The sequence below is a fragment of the Pseudomonas sp. KCJK9000 genome (genome assembly GCF_046230725.1).
In the GTDB taxonomy this organism is placed as follows: domain Bacteria; phylum Pseudomonadota; class Gammaproteobacteria; order Pseudomonadales; family Pseudomonadaceae; genus Aquipseudomonas; species Aquipseudomonas promysalinigenes.
This window is the reverse complement of sequence record NZ_JBJJLN010000004.1, coordinates 136966-153678: the sequence shown is the minus strand read 5'-3', so window position 1 is coordinate 153678 and position 16713 is coordinate 136966. Positions and strand designations below refer to the sequence as shown.

General features: G+C 61.7%; 15 protein-coding genes and 1 pseudogene. 10 read left to right on the top strand and 6 right to left on the bottom strand.

Going from position 1 to position 16713, the window contains the following annotated elements:
• Positions 1–47 precede the first annotated feature (47 nt).
• The gene (gene radC / locus ACK59H_RS03615) at positions 48–728 is read right to left on the bottom strand and encodes a RadC family protein (protein WP_060477224.1); all 681 of its coding nucleotides are present in this window, start codon (positions 726–728) and stop codon (positions 48–50) included.
• Between the two features lie 128 nt (positions 729–856).
• On the opposite strand from radC, the gene coaBC reads away from it, so the two are divergent.
• The 4 genes and pseudogenes from coaBC to argB all read left to right on the top strand — a co-directional run bounded on the left by coaBC (position 857) and on the right by argB (position 4977).
• A complete protein-coding gene (gene coaBC / locus ACK59H_RS03610; protein WP_027917018.1) occupies positions 857–2068 on the top strand; it encodes a bifunctional phosphopantothenoylcysteine decarboxylase/phosphopantothenate--cysteine ligase CoaBC in 1212 nt (403 codons plus the stop codon).
• Between the two features lie 5 nt (positions 2069–2073).
• Positions 2074–2529: a dUTP diphosphatase gene (dut, locus tag ACK59H_RS03605; protein WP_060477225.1), complete on the top strand. Its 456-nt coding sequence runs from the start codon at positions 2074–2076 to the stop codon at positions 2527–2529.
• A gap of 135 nt (positions 2530–2664) precedes the next feature.
• Positions 2665–4038, top strand: a pseudogene (locus ACK59H_RS03600) (phosphomannomutase/phosphoglucomutase); the annotation flags it as partial.
• A gap of 30 nt (positions 4039–4068) precedes the next feature.
• Positions 4069–4977: an acetylglutamate kinase gene (argB, locus tag ACK59H_RS03595; RefSeq protein WP_060477227.1), complete on the top strand. Its 909-nt coding sequence runs from the start codon at positions 4069–4071 to the stop codon at positions 4975–4977.
• Between the two features lie 162 nt (positions 4978–5139).
• Here the strand turns inward: argB and pyrE are convergent, their stop codons facing one another.
• On the bottom strand, positions 5140–5781 hold the full coding sequence (gene pyrE / locus ACK59H_RS03590) for an orotate phosphoribosyltransferase (RefSeq protein ID WP_409264252.1): 642 nt from the start codon (positions 5779–5781) through the stop codon (positions 5140–5142).
• A gap of 80 nt (positions 5782–5861) precedes the next feature.
• Here pyrE and ACK59H_RS03585 point away from each other — a divergent pair, with 80 nt between their 5' ends.
• The gene (locus tag ACK59H_RS03585; protein ID WP_008091582.1) at positions 5862–6641 is read left to right on the top strand and encodes an exodeoxyribonuclease III; all 780 of its coding nucleotides are present in this window, start codon (positions 5862–5864) and stop codon (positions 6639–6641) included.
• 51 nt (positions 6642–6692) lie between these two features.
• On the opposite strand, the gene rph is transcribed toward ACK59H_RS03585, so the two are convergent.
• Entirely contained in the window at positions 6693–7415 is a 723-nt protein-coding gene (gene rph / locus ACK59H_RS03580; RefSeq protein ID WP_060477229.1) for a ribonuclease PH, read from the bottom strand.
• Positions 7416–7620: 205 nt separating this feature from the next.
• Here rph and ACK59H_RS03575 point away from each other — a divergent pair, with 205 nt between their 5' ends.
• Both ACK59H_RS03575 and gmk read left to right on the top strand, forming a co-directional pair.
• On the top strand, positions 7621–8484 hold the full coding sequence (locus ACK59H_RS03575; RefSeq protein ID WP_060477230.1) for a YicC/YloC family endoribonuclease: 864 nt from the start codon (positions 7621–7623) through the stop codon (positions 8482–8484).
• Positions 8485–8497: 13 nt separating this feature from the next.
• Entirely contained in the window at positions 8498–9154 is a 657-nt protein-coding gene (gene gmk / locus ACK59H_RS03570) for a guanylate kinase (protein WP_060477231.1), read from the top strand.
• 31 nt (positions 9155–9185) lie between these two features.
• Here the strand turns inward: gmk and ACK59H_RS03565 are convergent, their stop codons facing one another.
• The 3 genes from ACK59H_RS03565 to ACK59H_RS03555 all read right to left on the bottom strand — a co-directional run bounded on the left by ACK59H_RS03565 (position 9186) and on the right by ACK59H_RS03555 (position 12985).
• Complete coding sequence (locus ACK59H_RS03565) at positions 9186–10724, bottom strand: APC family permease (protein ID WP_186476167.1); 1539 nt, start codon at positions 10722–10724, stop codon at positions 9186–9188.
• A 118-nt stretch (positions 10725–10842) separates the two neighbouring features.
• Positions 10843–11598 (bottom strand): gamma-glutamyl-gamma-aminobutyrate hydrolase family protein, encoded by a 756-nt coding sequence (locus tag ACK59H_RS03560; RefSeq protein ID WP_060477233.1) that lies wholly within the window; start codon positions 11596–11598, stop codon positions 10843–10845.
• A 4-nt stretch (positions 11599–11602) separates the two neighbouring features.
• Positions 11603–12985, bottom strand: coding sequence for a glutamine synthetase family protein (locus ACK59H_RS03555; RefSeq protein WP_060477234.1), 1383 nt, complete (start codon positions 12983–12985; stop codon positions 11603–11605).
• 206 nt (positions 12986–13191) lie between these two features.
• On the opposite strand from ACK59H_RS03555, the gene ACK59H_RS03550 reads away from it, so the two are divergent.
• The 3 genes from ACK59H_RS03550 to spoT all read left to right on the top strand — a co-directional run bounded on the left by ACK59H_RS03550 (position 13192) and on the right by spoT (position 16699).
• The gene (locus ACK59H_RS03550) at positions 13192–14064 is read left to right on the top strand and encodes a LysR family transcriptional regulator (RefSeq protein ID WP_060477235.1); all 873 of its coding nucleotides are present in this window, start codon (positions 13192–13194) and stop codon (positions 14062–14064) included.
• A gap of 203 nt (positions 14065–14267) precedes the next feature.
• Positions 14268–14531, top strand: a complete 264-nt coding sequence (gene rpoZ, locus ACK59H_RS03545) for a DNA-directed RNA polymerase subunit omega (RefSeq protein ID WP_016394025.1) — start codon at positions 14268–14270, stop codon at positions 14529–14531.
• Positions 14532–14590: 59 nt separating this feature from the next.
• Positions 14591–16699 carry a bifunctional GTP diphosphokinase/guanosine-3',5'-bis pyrophosphate 3'-pyrophosphohydrolase gene (spoT, locus tag ACK59H_RS03540; protein ID WP_060477236.1) on the top strand — a complete coding sequence of 703 codons (2109 nt, stop codon included), beginning with the start codon at positions 14591–14593 and terminating at the stop codon, positions 16697–16699.
• Positions 16700–16713: the final 14 nt, after the last annotated feature.

Below are 16713 nucleotides of genomic sequence, written 5' to 3'. Positions count from 1 at the left end.
GGGCGGCGCTCGATCTCCCAGGCGCCAAATACCTGAAGGCCTGCACCTCAGCCCCCAATCCACCCCTGCTCGACCATCGACAGCGGCTCCCTGTCGCCAATGATGATGTGGTCAAGCACCCGCACATCGATCAACCCCAAGCCCCGCTTCAATGACAGCGTCAGCTGCACGTCGTCCTGGCTAGGCTCGCAGCTGCCCGAGGGGTGGTTGTGGCACAGGATCAGCGCTGCCGCGTTGTGCTGCAGCGCCCGGCGCACAACTTCACGCGGGTAGACGCTCGCCCGGTCTATGGTGCCCCTGAAGAGGATCTCGAACGCCAGCGGCCGGTGCTTGGAGTCGAGAAACAGACACCCGAACACTTCGCTGCTCTCATGCCGCAGCATGGCCTTGAGGTAGCGGCGCACCGCAACTGGGCTCTCCAGTGCTGGCGAGCGCTCGATGCCCGCGTCCAGGTAGCGCCGGCCAATCTCCAGCAGCGCCTGCAGCTGCGCATACTTCACCGGCCCCATGCCAGGCTCCCGCAACACGGTTTCACGGTCGGCCTCCAGAAACTGCCTGAGGCCACCAAAACGCGCCAGCAACCCCCGCGCCAGGTCGACTACGTTGCGCCCGGAAACGCCCGAGCCCAACAGCACTGCGACCAGCTCGGCATCCGACAACAACCCGGCGCCGCGTTGCAACAATTTCTCCCTCGGCCGCTCCTTCAGCGGCCACTCCCTGATATTCATCGCTGCTCCCTGCCCTTGCTGCGGCCTATTTAGGCCCTGTGTTAATCTATTTCGCCTCGTACATGCGACGTTCTGCCGCAGGCATGTTCAAACGTCGTCGCCCGCTCTCACTGGAAAAAGGCAAGCCTATGCAGCGGCTGTATCGCAAGCGAATCGTTCTTGGCGTCGGAGGCGGCATCGCCGCCTACAAAAGCGCCGAGCTGATTCGCCGACTCCTGGAGCACGGCGCGCAGGTGCGCGTCGTCATGACCCGTGGGGGTGCCGAATTCATCACCCCGCTGACTCTGCAGGCGCTGTCCGGCCACCCGGTGCACATGGATCTGCTCGACCCTGCCGCCGAAGCCGCCATGGGCCACATCGAACTGGCCAAGTGGGCCGACCTGGTACTGATCGCCCCGGCCACCGCCGACCTGATGGCGCGGCTGGCCCAAGGCATGGCCGATGACCTGCTGACCACCCTGGTGCTGGCCACTGACGCCACCGTGGCTGTGGCCCCGGCAATGAACCAGGCGATGTGGCGCGACCCGGCCACCCAGGCCAACCTGGAACTGCTCAAGAGCCGAGGCATCCAGGTGTTCGGCCCGGCCTCGGGCAGCCAGGCCTGTGGCGACGTGGGCCTGGGGCGCATGCTCGAAGCCACCGACCTGGCCTGGTGCGCTGCAGAAAGCTTCAAGCGCCAGGCACTGACCGGCAAGCATGTGCTGATCACCGCCGGACCTACCCAGGAAAACATCGACCCGGTGCGCTACATCACCAATCATAGCTCTGGGAAGATGGGTTTCGCTTTGGCCGAAGCGGCTGCCGAGGCCGGTGCTCGGGTCACCCTGGTGACCGGGCCGGTGCACCTGCCCACACCTGATCGCGTGCAGCGGATCGACGTGGTCAGTGCGCGGGACATGCTCGCGGCCTGTGAAGCCGCCATGCCATGCGACTTGTTCATCGCTTCAGCTGCGGTTGCGGACTACCGTCCCGAGGTCGTCGCCCCGCAAAAACTCAAGAAGGATCCTACGACTGGCGACGGCATGCTGCTGCAGATGGTGCGCAATCCCGATATCCTTGCCACCCTCGCTGGCCGTGCCGACCGGCCATTCAGTGTTGGCTTCGCCGCCGAAACCGAACATTTGCTCGATTACGCTACGCGCAAGCTCAAGGACAAGAACCTCGACCTGATTGTCGCCAATGATGTGGCCAACCCCAGCATCGGCTTCAACAGCGAGGAAAATGCCCTGACCGTGATCGACCGCCAGCAGCATCAAACCCTCTTCGCGCAAACCAGCAAGGGCAAGATCGCCCGCCAACTGGTCGCCTTCATCGCCGAACGGCTCAATCAGGTTCAATAAGTTACATGCACGCTCTTCAAGCCAAGATCCTCGACCCACGCCTGGGCAGTGAATTTCCACTGCCGCAATACGCCACCCCAGGCTCCGCCGGGCTCGACCTGCGCGCCCTGCTCAAGGAAGACACGGTTCTGGAGCCGGGCCAGACCTTGCTCATCCCCACCGGCCTGTCCATCTACATCGGTGACCCGGGCCTTGCGGCGATGATCCTGCCGCGCTCGGGCCTGGGCCACAAGCACGGTATCGTGCTTGGCAACCTGGTCGGGCTGATCGACTCGGACTACCAAGGTGAGCTGATGGTGTCGTGCTGGAACCGGGGCAATGCGCCGTTCACCATCGCCGTTGGCGAGCGAATTGCACAACTTGTCCTGGTCCCTGTGGTACAAGCGCATTTCGACATCGTCGAGCACTTCGACGAAAGCCAGCGTGGCACAGGCGGTTTCGGCCATTCTGGTAGCCACTGACCCATCCACGACCGTTCAGGCCAGGGATGGCGAACTCTGTGGTGATTTCACCGTCCAAGCGTGCTGTTTTTGCCTGCCAGAAAAAGCCTTTGACTAACGGAGCTTCCCACGATGAACGACATGGCCAACCTGGTTCCGGCGCTGCCGGATAGCATCTTCCGCGCTTATGACATCCGCGGCGTGGTCGGCAAGACCCTGCATGGCGAAACGGCCTACTGGATCGGCCGCGCCATCGGCGCCCAGACCCTCGCCCAGGGCGAACCGCAAATTTCGGTAGGCCGCGATGGCCGCCTGTCCGGCCCGATGCTGGTCGAGCAACTGATCAAAGGGTTGGCCGATGCCGGCTGCCAGGTCAGCGACGTTGGCCTGGTGCCCACTCCGGCATTGTATTTCGCTGCCAATGTGCTGGCTGGCAAGTCCGGCGTGATGCTCACTGGCAGCCATAACCCGTCGGACTACAACGGCTTCAAGATCGTCATCGCTGGCGACACCCTGGCCAACGAGCAGATTCAGGCCCTGCTGACGCGCCTGAAGACCAACGACGTGCCGCGCGGCGAAGGCAGTGTGCAAAAGGTCGAGATCCTGGATCGCTATTTCCACCAGATCGTCGACGACGTGAAGCTGGCGAAGAAGCTCAAAGTGGTGGTCGATTGTGGTAACGGCGCCGCTGGCGTGATCGCGCCGCAGCTGATCGAAGCCTTGGGCTGTGAGGTCATCCCACTGTTCTGTGAGGTTGACGGCAACTTCCCCAACCACCACCCAGACCCAGGCAAACCGGAAAACCTCGAAGACCTGATCGCCAAGGTCAAGGAAACCGGCGCCGACATCGGCCTGGCCTTCGACGGCGATGGCGACCGTGTGGGCGTGGTGACCAATACTGGCAGCATCGTCTACCCCGACCGCCTGCTGATGCTGTTTGCCCTGGACGTGCTGGAGCGCAATCCAGGTGCTCAGATCATCTTCGACGTCAAATGCACCCGCCGCCTGACCCCGCTGATCGAACAGCACGGTGGCCGTGCGCTGATGTGGAAGACCGGCCACTCGTTGATCAAGAAGAAGATGAAGCAGACAGGCTCGCTGCTGGCGGGTGAAATGAGCGGGCACATATTCATCAAGGAACGCTGGTACGGTTTCGACGATGGGATCTACAGCGCAGCGCGGCTGCTGGAGATCCTCAGCAAGGCCTCGCAGAGCGCCGAAGACCTATTCGCCGCCTTCCCGAACGATATTTCCACGCCGGAAATCAATATTGATGTGACCGACGAGGGTAAATTCAGCATCATTGATGCATTGCAACGCGACGCCGATTGGGGCCAAGCCAGCCTGACAACCATCGACGGTGTACGGGTCGACTACCCCAATGGCTGGGGCCTGGTTCGCGCCTCCAACACCACACCGGTGCTGGTATTGCGCTTCGAGGCCGACAGCGCCGTCGAGTTGCAACGTATCAAGGATGTTTTCCGCGCCCAGTTGCTGCGGGTTGCCCCTGAGCTGCAACTGCCGTTCTGACCGATTATCTGTTCCTCACAGGAGCCCTGCATGACCCTCGATCGCGAAGCCGCTTCCCATGTAGCCGAGGTTTTGTCCGAAGCACTGCCTTACATTCGCCGCTTTGTCGGCAAGACTCTGGTGATCAAGTACGGCGGCAACGCGATGGAGAGCGAAGAGCTCAAAACCGGGTTCGCCCGTGACATCGTGCTGATGAAGGCCGTGGGTATCAACCCGGTGGTCGTACACGGTGGCGGCCCGCAGATCGGCGACCTGCTCAAGCGCCTGTCGATCGAAAGCCACTTCATCGATGGGATGCGTGTCACCGACGCCGCGACCATGGACGTGGTCGAGATGGTCCTGGGCGGTCAGGTCAACAAGGACATCGTCAACCTGATCAACCGTCATGGTGGCAGCGCCATCGGCCTGACTGGCAAGGACGCTGAGCTTATTCGCGCGAAAAAGCTCACCGTGTCGCGTCAGACGCCGGAGATGACCCAGCCAGAAATCATCGACATCGGTCACGTGGGTGAAGTGGTCAGCGTCAACACCGAACTGCTGAACATGTTGGTCAAAGGCGACTTCATCCCGGTGATCGCGCCTATTGGCGTGGGCATCGACGGGGAGTCGTACAACATCAATGCCGACCTGGTGGCCGGTAAGGTGGCTGAAGCGCTGAAGGCAGAAAAGCTGATGCTGCTGACTAACATCGCTGGCCTGATGGACAAGCAAGGCGAAGTCCTCACTGGCCTGACCACCGAACAGGTCAACGAGCTGATCGCCGATGGCACCATCTACGGCGGCATGCTGCCGAAGATCAAATGCGCGCTGGAAGCCGTCCAGGGTGGGGTAAACAGCTCGCACATCATCGACGGCCGTGTGCCGAATGCCGTGCTGCTGGAAATCTTCACCGACAGCGGTGTCGGCACCCTGATCACTAATCGCAAGCGCCACGCTTAACCTGTACTAACCGCTTCGCGGGCAAACCCGCCCCACCGGAAAGTCACTGCGCTCCAGCGGCAGTACCGTACCGGTGGGGCTCACCTGCGAAAAAGCGCCGCTACAGGCAACAAAAAAGGCGACCCTCTCACGAAGGTCGCCTTTTGCATTACCAAGCCAGGATCAGATCCCGTACTGCGCCCGATAAGCCTCGACAGCCGGCAGGTGCTGCTTGAGCTGCGGGTCGTCTGCCAGGAATTCCAGCACCTGGGTCAGCGAAACGATGCTGACCACCGGAATGCCGAAGTCACGTTCCACTTCCTGGATCGCCGAAAGCTCGCCATTGCCGCGCTCTTCGCGGTTAAGCGCGATCAGCACGCCAGCGGCCTTGGCCCGCTGTGCACTGATGATCTGCATGACTTCGCGAATCGCCGTACCGGCAGTGATCACGTCGTCGATGATCAGGACATCACCAGCCAAGGGGGCGCCTACCAGGCTGCCGCCTTCGCCGTGATCCTTGGCTTCCTTGCGGTTGAAGCACCAAGGCACGTCGAGCTGATGCTGCTCGGCCAAGGCCACGGCAGTGGCTGCCGCCAGGGGAATACCCTTGTAGGCTGGGCCGAACAGCACGTCGAAGGGGATCTTGCTATCAACGATGGCTGCCGCGTAGCAGCGGCCCAGTTGGGCCAGGGCGGAACCTGTGTTGAACAGGCCGGCATTGAAGAAATACGGGCTGGTACGCCCCGATTTCAGGGTGAATTCACCGAAGCGCAGCACGCCGCGATCGATGGCAAAACGGATGAAGTCGCGCTGATACGGCTGCATGTAAAGTCCCGGACACCACGGATTTAGCTAAATGGGTTGAGCTCGGGTATCATACACGCACGAGATTTTTGGGGCCATTTATGCGGATCATCAGTGTGAACGTGAATGGCATTCAGGCTGCGGCCGAGCGTGGTTTGCTCAGCTGGTTGCAAGCCCAGAATGCCGACGTCATCTGCCTTCAGGATACCCGCGCCTCGGCCTTTGAACTCGACGACCCAGCTTTCCAGCTCGATGGCTATTTCCTTTATGCCTGCGACGCGGAGGTACCCGCCCAAGGTGGTGTGGCACTTTATTCGCGCATGCAGCCCAAGGCAGTCATCACCGGCCTGGGTTTCGAGACAGCCGACCGCTACGGGCGTTACCTGCAAGCAGATTTCGACAAAGTCAGTATTGCCAGCCTGCTGCTGCCTTCGGGCATGAACGGCGACGAAGACTTGAACCAGAAATTCAAGTTGATGGACGACTTCGCCAAGTACCTGGACAAGCAGCGTCGCAAACGTCGCGAGTACATCTACTGCGGCTCGTTCTACGTGGCACAGCAGAAGCTGGACATCAAGAACTGGCGTGACAGCCAGCAATCGCCGGGCTTCCTGCCGCCGGAACGGGCATGGATGGATGCGATTACAGGCGACATGGGTTATGTCGATGCCCTGCGCGAAGTCAGCCGTGAAGGCGACCAGTACAGCTGGTGGCCGGACAACGAGCAGGCCGAGATGCTCAACCTGGGCTACCGGTTCGACTACCAGATCCTCACCCCGGGCCTGCGCCGCTTCGTGCGCAATGCTCGGCTGCCGCGTCAGCCGCGCTTCTCGCAACATGCGCCGCTGATCGTCGACTACGACTGGACGTTGACCATCTGAAGCATAAAAAAAGCCGACTTCACGTCGGCTTTTTTTTACCTGCAGGAGCTGTCAGTCAGCCAGGGCGGCCTGCTGCAGTTCGAAGATTTCGGTCATGCCCTTTTGCGCCAGCGCCAGCATGGCGTTGAAGTCTTCAGGCTGGAATGGCGCACCTTCGGCGGTACCCTGGACTTCGATGAAACCGCCGGCACTGGTCATGACCACATTCAAGTCGGTTTCGGCAGCGGAGTCTTCCAGGTAGTCCAGGTCCAATACGGCCTCGCCTTGGTACATACCCACCGACACAGCAGCGATCATGTGCTTGAGCGGATTGCCGCCTTTAAGGCCACCGCGCTTCTTGATCACGGCCAGCGCGTCGCAAAGGGCGACCATGGCGCCCGTGATGGACGCGGTGCGGGTACCGCCGTCGGCCTGGATCACGTCACAGTCGATGTACAGCGTGATGTCACCGAGCTTGCTCATGTCCAGCGCGGCGCGCAGCGAACGGCCGATCAGGCGCTGGATCTCTAGGGTACGGCCACCTTGCTTGCCACGGCTGGCCTCGCGCTGGTTCCGCTCGCCGGTAGAGCGCGGCAGCATGCCGTATTCGGCGGTCAGCCAGCCTTGGCCCTGGCCTTTGAGGAAGCGCGGTACGCCGTTTTCGACGCTGACCGTGCAGATGACCTTGGTGTCACCGAACTCGACCAGTACCGACCCTTCGGCGTGCTTGGTGTAGTTGCGGGTGATGCGGATCGAGCGGAGCTGATCGGCGGCGCGACCACTTGGACGTTTCATCTGGGATACCTGTACTGGGACTTTGAATCTGCCGGCCATTATAGAGCCCGTGGCCCGCAGAGGACATGCCTATTGTCGCGCGCCTGGCAGCCTGTCGCCTTTTCCCATTTGTGCGCACCTGCTCTGTAACATGGCCGGATTGGGCGCCAAGGGCGCACTGCGCTACAATCGCGCGCCTTCAATTCATTTACGCGAGGTAGTTCCCATGGTGCACAGCATGACCGCTTTTGCTCGTGTCGAGCGCGCAGGCAGCCAAGGCACCCTGGTCTGGGAATTGCGCTCGGTCAACCACCGCTATCTTGAGCCTCACCTGCGCCTGCCGGACGCCCTGCGCGACCTTGAAGGCGCGGTGCGCGAGGGCCTGCGCCAGGGCCTTTCACGCGGCAAGGTCGAATGCACCCTGCGCCTGCATGAGGACAGCAACGGCAAGCCGCTCAAGGTTGATCGCGAGCGGGCCGCGCAACTGGTCGCCGCTGCCGAAGAGGTCGCCGGCCTGATCAAGCAACCGGCAGCGCTCAATCCACTGGAGGTGCTTTCCTGGCCGGGCGTGCTGGTAGCCGATGCCACTGACCCGCAGGCCTTGAACGCCGAAGCCGTGGCGCTGTTCGATGAAGCCTTGGCCGAGCTCAAGGCCGGGCGTCAGCGCGAGGGCCAGGAGCTGGCTAAGCTCATCAACGAACGCCTGGACAGCATGACCCAAGAGGTCAGCACTTTGCGCGCCCTCGTACCGCAAATGCTCGCCGCCCAGCGGCAGAAGATCATCGATCGTTTCGGCGACCTCAAGGCCGAGCTCGACCCGCAGCGCCTGGAGCAGGAGATGGTGCTGCTGGCACAGAAAAGCGACGTTGCCGAAGAGCTGGACCGCCTCAGCACTCACGTCAACGAAGTGCGCCGGGTGCTCAAGTCCGGCGGCGCCGCCGGTAGGCGCCTGGATTTTCTGATGCAGGAACTCAACCGCGAAGCCAACACCCTGGGCTCCAAGGCCTTCGACCCACGCAGCACGCAAGCGGCGGTCAACCTGAAGGTGTTGATCGAACAAATGCGTGAACAAGTACAGAACATCGAGTAAGGCCACCCCTACCATGAATCCAACCAGCGGCACCCTCTATATCGTTTCGGCACCCTCTGGCGCCGGCAAGACCAGCCTGGTCACTGCCCTCATCGAAGCCGACCCGCGGGTCAGTGTCTCGGTCTCGCACACCACCCGTGCCATGCGCCCGGGCGAGCAGCACGGTGTGAACTACCACTTCGTCAGCCACGACGACTTCAAGGGGCTGATCGCCAAGGGTGACTTCCTTGAGCACGCCGAAGTGTTCGGTAACTTCTACGGTACTTCGCGTAGTGCCCTGCAGCAGGTGCTCGACCAGGGCAACGACCTGATCCTGGAGATCGACTGGCAAGGCGCCCAGCAGGTACGCAAGCTGATGCCCGAGGCACGTTCGGTGTTCATCCTGCCGCCCAGCCAGCAAGCGCTACGCCAGCGCCTGGACGGTCGCGGCCAGGACAGCGAAGCGATCATCGCCGGGCGTATGAAGGAAGCGGTCAGCGAGATGGTGCATTACGATGAGTACGAATACGTCATCGTCAATGACGACTTCGACGAAGCGCTGGAAGATTTGAAAGCTGTGTTCGCGGCCAACCGCGAGGGTGATGCTGCCGCGCTCGCCCGCGCCGAAGAACTCAAGCTTGAGAAACAACAGCAGCGCCATCAAGCGCTGCTCAAGCAGTTGATAGGCTGAAACGGAAGGGGCCGCATAGCGGCCCCTTCGTTCATTCCGGCAATGGCAACGTGGCCTGCTGACGCAAGGTCGCGCCCAGGAAGTAAGCCGGTGCGCGCATCCGCGAGATCATCATCAGCACGATCCCCAGCGCCGAGATGATCGCCGCGATCACGAACACCAGGCCCACCCCCGCCACATGCGAGCCGCTGCCGAATTCCGGTGAGGCGCTGTCGATGACCGTCCGCACGAAGATCACCGAAAGGATCACCCCGCCCACCAGGGGGCACAGGCCGCGCATGAAGAAGTGGCGCAAGCTGCCGAACAGGCTGCTGCGGAAGTACCAGACACAGGCAAAGGCCGTGAGTGAGTAATAGAAGCAGATCATCATGCCCAGGGCTGTGATGGTATCGGCCAGCACGTTCTCGCTCAGGGTGCGCATGGTGACGTAGAACAGCCCCGCCGCAACGCCAGCACAGATGGTCGCATAACGCGGGGTCTGCGAACGCGGGCAGACGCTGGCGAACTTCTGCGGCACCGCGCCGTAGTACCCCATGGCTAGCAACGTGCGGGCCGGCGACACGAAGGTCGACTGCAGCGACGCTGCAGTGCTGGCCAGCACGGCGATCGACATCAGAATCGCAAGCGGCCCCATCACCGGGCCTGCCAGGTGGGCAAACACGTTTTCCTGGATGCGTGGGTTATTCAGGCCCAGACCCTGCTCGCTGATGCCGGCGAACTGCAACGTGGCGATGGCGGTGATCAGGTATAGGCCAAGGATCAGCAGCACTGTCCAGGTTGCTGCTTTGCCTGGCACCTCTTCACTGCCGACCGACTCTTCGCTGACCGTCAGGCAAACGTCCCAACCCCAGAAAATGAAGATCGACAATGACAGCCCGGCAGCGAACGCCGAGAACGACTCGACGCCAAACGGGTTGAACCAGGCGAAATCGAAGGCCAGCGGTGGCGGTGCGGTAGCGCCGCCGAAGGCCGCGAAGGCGAAGCCAAGCAAGACCAACAGTTGTAGCGCCACCAAACCATACTGCACGGTCATGGTGGTGGCCATGCCGCGGCAGCAAATCCACACTGCCAGTGCGATGAACACACAACAGGTGGCGATGTTGACCAACAGGTTGTCGGCCAAGGCTGCCAGGCCGTGGTGGCCAGTGATCTGGCTAAGAAACAGGTAGAAAAAGTCGACGGCAACCCCCGCCAGGTTGGACAACACGATGGTAGTGGCAACCACCAGCCCCCAGCCACCGATCCAGCCGATCATCGGGCCGAACGCCCGGGCCGACCAGGTAAACGAAGTGCCGCTGTCCGGCTCGGCGGAATTGAGCTCCCGGTAGCCCAAGGCAACCAGCAGCATCGGCAGGAAACCGACGATGAACACGGCAGGAAGATGAGCACCGACCTCACGTACGGTCGGGCCAAGGGCGCCGGTGAGGGTGTAGACCGGCGCAATGGTGGAAATGCCAAGTACCACGCTGGCCAGCAGGCCAAGGCGGCCTTTGGCTAGGCCTTTGCTGCGTTGAATGGTGCCCGAGTCGGCCACATCGGGTGGGCGGCCGGCTTCTGTGTAATTGCTCATGAGTTTATGCCGTAACTATTGGAATTGTTTTCACAGGCCCCGTTCCCAAGGCCTGCTTCCACTCATTGAAAGCGCGCTGCCGGTTGAGCGTCATCCCGGACTTTTACCTGACTGATGCTCAGGCCCCTCGTGCAGCATGGGCAATGCAGGCCTCGCGGAACGCCTGGAAAAGACGCCGGGAGACCGGGTTGTCGGCGAAACGCCATTCAGGGTGCCATTGCACGCCAAGCACAAAGCCTGGCGCATCGGGCATGGACACCGCTTCGATCAGGCCATCCGGTGCCCGTGCCTCGATCCGCAGGCCTGGGGCCAAGCGGTCGATGCCCTGGCTGTGCAGCGAGTTGACCTCAAACTGTGCAGCCAGGCCCAGGCGCTCGAACAACCCGCCAGGTTCGACGCTGACAGGGTGGCGAGGCCCGTATTGCACCTGCAGGGGCGCATCCTCAGGTTCGCGATGGTCCAGGTAGCCGGGCAGTTCCTGCACGCGTTGGTGCAGGCTGCCGCCCAGGGCCACGTTCAATTCCTGGAAGCCACGGCAGATGCAAAACACCGGCACGCCTGCTGCAATTGCTGCCTGCAGCAACGGCAAGGTCAGGCGGTCACGGGCAACGTCGTGACGTGTGCCATCGGCGCTGGCGGGGCCATTGTAATGATGCGGCTCGATATTAGAAGGCGAGCCGGTGAAAACAATGCCGTCGAGCCGGGCCAGCAAGGCCTGGCTGTCGCTGCCACCATCACGGGCCGGCAGAATCAGCGGCAACCCGGCGAAGCCCGCTGCCTCGACATACTTGTCACCTACCGTATGCGACGAGTTCTTCCCCACCTGCTGGCGGCAGGCGCTGATACCGATCAAAGGGACCGCAATTGCGCTCATGGGCTTACACCGTGTGCAGGTACCAGTTGTACTCGAGGTCGGAAATCGAAACTTCGAACTCGGCCAGCTCACTTTCCTTGCAGGCCACGAAGATATCAATGTAGTCCGGGCTGATGTATTGGTTGAGCACTTCACTGTCATCCAGCGCGCGCAAGGCATCGCGCAGGTTGTTCGGCAGGCTCTGCTCCAGTTGCTCGTAGGAGTTGCCTTCAATGGGGGGGCCGGGCTCGACCTTGCTGGTCAAACCGTGATGGATACCGGCTAGGATGGCCGCCAGCATCAGATAGGGGTTGGCATCAGCGCCTGCGACACGGTGCTCGATGCGAACATTCTCGCTGCTATCGGTGGGAACGCGAACGGCTACGGTACGGTTGTCCAGGCCCCAGCTTGGCGCGTTCGGCACGTAGAACTGCGCGCCGAAGCGGCGGTAGGAGTTGATGTTCGGGCATAGAAAGGCCATCGACGCTGGCATGGTCTCGAGCACCCCGCCGATGGCATGGCGCAGGGCATCGCTTTGCAGCGGGTCTTCATGGGCGAAGATGTTCTTGCCGGTTTTCTTGTCCAGCAGCGAGATGTGCACGTGCAAACCGTTGCCCGCCTGGCCCGGATAGGGCTTGGCCATGAATGTGGTGTCCATTTCATGGTCGTAGGCGACGTTCTTGATCAGCCGCTTGAGCAGGATCGCGTAATCGCAGGCTTTCAATGGGTCGGCGACGTGATGCAGGTTGACCTCAAATTGCGCCGGGGCACTTTCCTTGACGATGGCGTCAGCCGGCAGCCCTTGCTCCTTGGCGGCTTCGAGCATGTCCTGAAGGCAGTCGGCGTATTCGTCGAGGTCGTCGATCAGGTAGACCTGAGTCGACTGCGGGCGCTTGCCCGAGATGGGCGAGCGCGGCGGTTGCGGGCGGCCGTTGAGGTTGTCCTGATCGATCAGGTAGAACTCCAGTTCGAACGCGGCGCAGATATCCAGGCCCATGGCGTCGAACTTGCTCACCACCTGGCGCAGCACTTCGCGTGGGTCGGCGAAGAACGGCGCACCGTCGAGTTCGTGCATGGTCATCAGCAACTGGGCGGTGGGGCGCTTTTGCCACGGCTCGTCCGACAGCGTGCCGGCAATTGGGTAACAGATGCGGTCGGCATCGCCGATGTCCAGGCCCAGGCCTGTGCTTTCGACAGTCGAGCCGTTGATGTCGAGGGCGAACAACGAGGCCGGCAGGTTGATGCCTTTTTCGTACACCTTGTGCAGGCTGGCGCGCTCGATGCGCTTGCCGCGTACCACGCCGTTCATGTCGGAAATCAGCAGGTCGACGTACTGCGTATCCGGATGGGCCTGAAGAAAGTCATTCATCTCGCTGGAAGTACTGGCGCACGGGGTGACCGACGTCATGGCTTACATCCTATGATTTGCTGCGGCGATGTGGGGGTACGGCTGGCGCCTCACGGGCGACGATGGTTGCAGCTGTTGTTGTTTTTCACTTTCCCATCGTGGGGATTGATGACCCGACCGGGCGCATTGATTCCCGGGGGCCGTTTCACTATAAAATGGCCCTAGCGCAACAGACATTGGCATTTCGGCAAGCAGAGCGTGCACCCATGCAATATCAAATCACCCACGCCGACCTCTCCCTGGTACTGGCACTGGAACGCGGGCGCTCATTGGCAAAGGCCGCCGAACTGCTCAAGGTCGACGTTTCCACGGTGTTCCGCTCGATCCGTCGGCTGGAGTCGGCACTGGGCACCGCGCTGTTCGTGAAAAGCCGCAAGGGCTACCTGCCGACCGACACGGCCCAGGCCCTGGCCGAACAGGCCGAACGCGCCGAGCAGGCGCTTGAGGCTGCGCGCATCGCCATGACCAGCGGTGAGCAAGTGGTCAGCGGCACCGTGCGCTTGACCTGCACCGAGGCGGTGATGCACAGCCTGCTACTGCCCGCGCTGGCTGTGTTCATGCCGAACTACCCGGCGTTGTCGCTGGAGATGGGCACCTCCAACACCTTCGCCAACCTCAGCCGGCGTGACGCGGACATCGCCCTGCGCCTGACCAACACTCCGCCAGAACATTTGGTCGGGCGCTGCCTGGGTTCGACCTCCTATGTGATTTGCGGTCAGCCGCAATGGCGCGAGCGCTTGAATGAATCGCCCAGCAGCGTGCCGTGGATCGCCCCCGACGATTCGATGCAGGACCACCCCACCGTGGTCTGGCGCAACCAGCAGTATCCTGGGTTAAGCCCGCGCTACCAGTGCAGTGGCATGTCGACCATCGCCCAGTTGGTCAGCGCCGGGTTAGGCGTGGCAGCGCTGCCTGACTATATGGTCGATGCCTTGCCGGGCGTGGATGCGTTGAGCGGGGCGCTGCCAGGGTGCGATACCCAGTTGTGGCTGCTGACCCGCCCGGACTGCCGGGCACTACGGTCGGTGCAGACGTTGTTCGAAGAACTGACGCCGCTGTTGCGGGATGCAATGCTCTGAGGTTATCGTCAGAACAGGCATCGAAGAGCTCTGCTGCGGCCCTTTCGCGGTTGAACCTGCGCCCAACGGGTACGATGACATCAATGGCTTGCGGGAGTCTCGATAAAACAGCGCTTCCCTATTGGCTGGTGATTTTTTAAACTATCGAGTCCGCCTGCCCGTATTGGGCTGCACGCCTATCGCATTTGCTACTGAGGAAGACCATGGCCCGCGTAACTGTTGAAGACTGCCTGGAACACGTGGATAACCGTTTTGAGCTGGTCATGCTCTCGACCAAGCGTGCCCGTCAACTGGCTACCGGCGGCAAAGAGCCACGCGTAGCATGGGAAAACGACAAACCGACCGTGGTCGCCCTGCGCGAAATCGCCGAAGGCATCGTGACCCCTGAGTTCATCGCTGCAGAAGAGATCGTCACCGAGGATCCGGTCTTCGCCGCGTTCGAGGACGAGTCCAACGAGGCTGTCTGATCCATGCCCTGTCGACGTCGCGCGGCACAAGGCCCTCTTGCTCGGCAAGAGGTGAAACCATGCCGGGCATAGAAGCCTTAGCCGAACGGCTGTCGACCTATCTGGGGCCTGAACAGGTCAACCTGGTCCGGCGTGCCTATTTCTACGCCGAACAGGCCCACGACGGGCAGCGCCGCCGCAGCGGCGAGCCCTACGTGACCCATCCGCTGGCAGTGGCCAGCATCCTCGCCGACATGCATATGGACCATCAGAGCCTGATGGCGGCCATGCTGCACGACGTGATCGAAGACACTGGCATCGCCAAAGAAGCTCTGTGCCAGCAGTTTGGCGAGACCGTGGCCGAGCTGGTCGATGGGGTCAGCAAACTGACCCAGATGAACTTCGAGACCAAAGCCGAGGCGCAGGCCGAGAACTTCCAGAAGATGGCCATGGCCATGGCCCGCGATATACGCGTGATCCTGGTCAAGCTCGCTGACCGCCTGCACAACATGCGCACTCTGGAAGTGCTGTCCGGCGAAAAACGCCGGCGCATCGCCAAGGAAACACTCGAGATCTACGCCCCCATCGCCAATCGTCTGGGCATGCATACGGTGCGCGTGGAGTTCGAGGACCTTGGCTTCAAAGCCATGCACCCGATGCGCTCGTCGCTGATTCACCGGGCGGTGAAAAGCGCGCGCGGCAACCGTAAAGAGATCGTCGCCAAAATCGAGCAATCGCTGGCCAATTGCCTGGCAGCCGATGGTATTGCAGGCGAGATCAGCGGCCGGCAGAAACACCTCTACGGCATCTACAAGAAGATGCGGGGCAAGCGCCGCGCCTTCAACGAGATCATGGACGTTTACGCCTTCCGCATCATCGTCGACAAAGTAGACACCTGCTACCGTGTGCTCGGCGCGGTGCACAACCTGTACAAGCCGCTGCCCGGGCGCTTCAAGGATTACATCGCGATTCCCAAGGCCAACGGCTATCAGTCGTTGCATACCACGCTGTTCGGCATGCACGGGGTGCCCATCGAAATCCAGATTCGCACCCGCGAAATGGAAGAAATGGCCAACAATGGTATCGCTGCCCACTGGCTGTACAAGTCCAACGCAGACGAGCAGCCCAAGGGCAACCACGCCCGCGCCCGGCAGTGGGTCAAGGGCATCCTCGAGCTGCAGCAGCGCGCTGGCAACTCGCTGGAATTCATCGAAAGCGTGAAGATCGACCTGTTCCCGGACGAGGTCTACGTGTTCACGCCAAAAGGCCGGATCATGGAGCTGCCCAAGGGTTCCACCGCCGTCGACTTCGCCTACGCGGTGCATACCGACGTGGGCAACAGCTGCATCGCCTGCCGCATCAACCGCCGCCTGGCACCACTATCCGAACCGCTGCAAAGCGGCTCGACGGTTGAAATCGTCAGCGCCCCTGGCGCACGGCCAAATCCGGCGTGGCTCAACTTCGTGGTCACTGGCAAAGCGCGCACACACATTCGCCATGCCCTCAAGCAGCAGCGCCGTTCAGAGTCGATCAGCCTTGGCGAGCGCCTGCTGAATAAAGTGCTAACCGGCTTCGACAGCAGCCTTGAAAAAATCCCTCAGGAACGCGTCCAGGCCATTCTGGCCGAATACCGCCTGGAGCTGATCGAAGACCTGCTCGAAGACATAGGCCTGGGCAACCGCATGGCCTACGTGGTCGCTCGCCGGCTGCTTTCTGCCGAAGGCGAACAGCTGCCGGCGCCGGAAGGGCCGCTGGCCATTCGCGGCACCGAAGGCCTGGTCTTGAGCTATGCCAAGTGCTGCACACCAATCCCGGGCGACCCCATCGTCGGCCACCTGTCTGCAGGCAAGGGCATGGTCGTGCACCTGGAAAACTGCCGCAATATCAGTGAAATCCGCCACAACCCGGAAAAGTGCGTGCAGCTTTCCTGGGCCAAGGACATCGCTGGCGAATTCAACGTCGAGCTGCGTGTCGAGCTTGAACACCAGCGCGGCCTGATTGCTTTGCTGGCCAGCAGCGTCAACGCGGCGGACGGCAACATCGAGAAGATCAGCATGGACGAACGCGACGGCCGTATCAGCGTGGTCCAACTGGTGGTCAGCGTGCATGATCGTGTGCACCTGGCACGTGTGATCAAGAAGCTGCGTACCTTGACCGGCGTGGTCCGCATCACCCGCATGCGTACGTAGTCCGCCAACCGCAA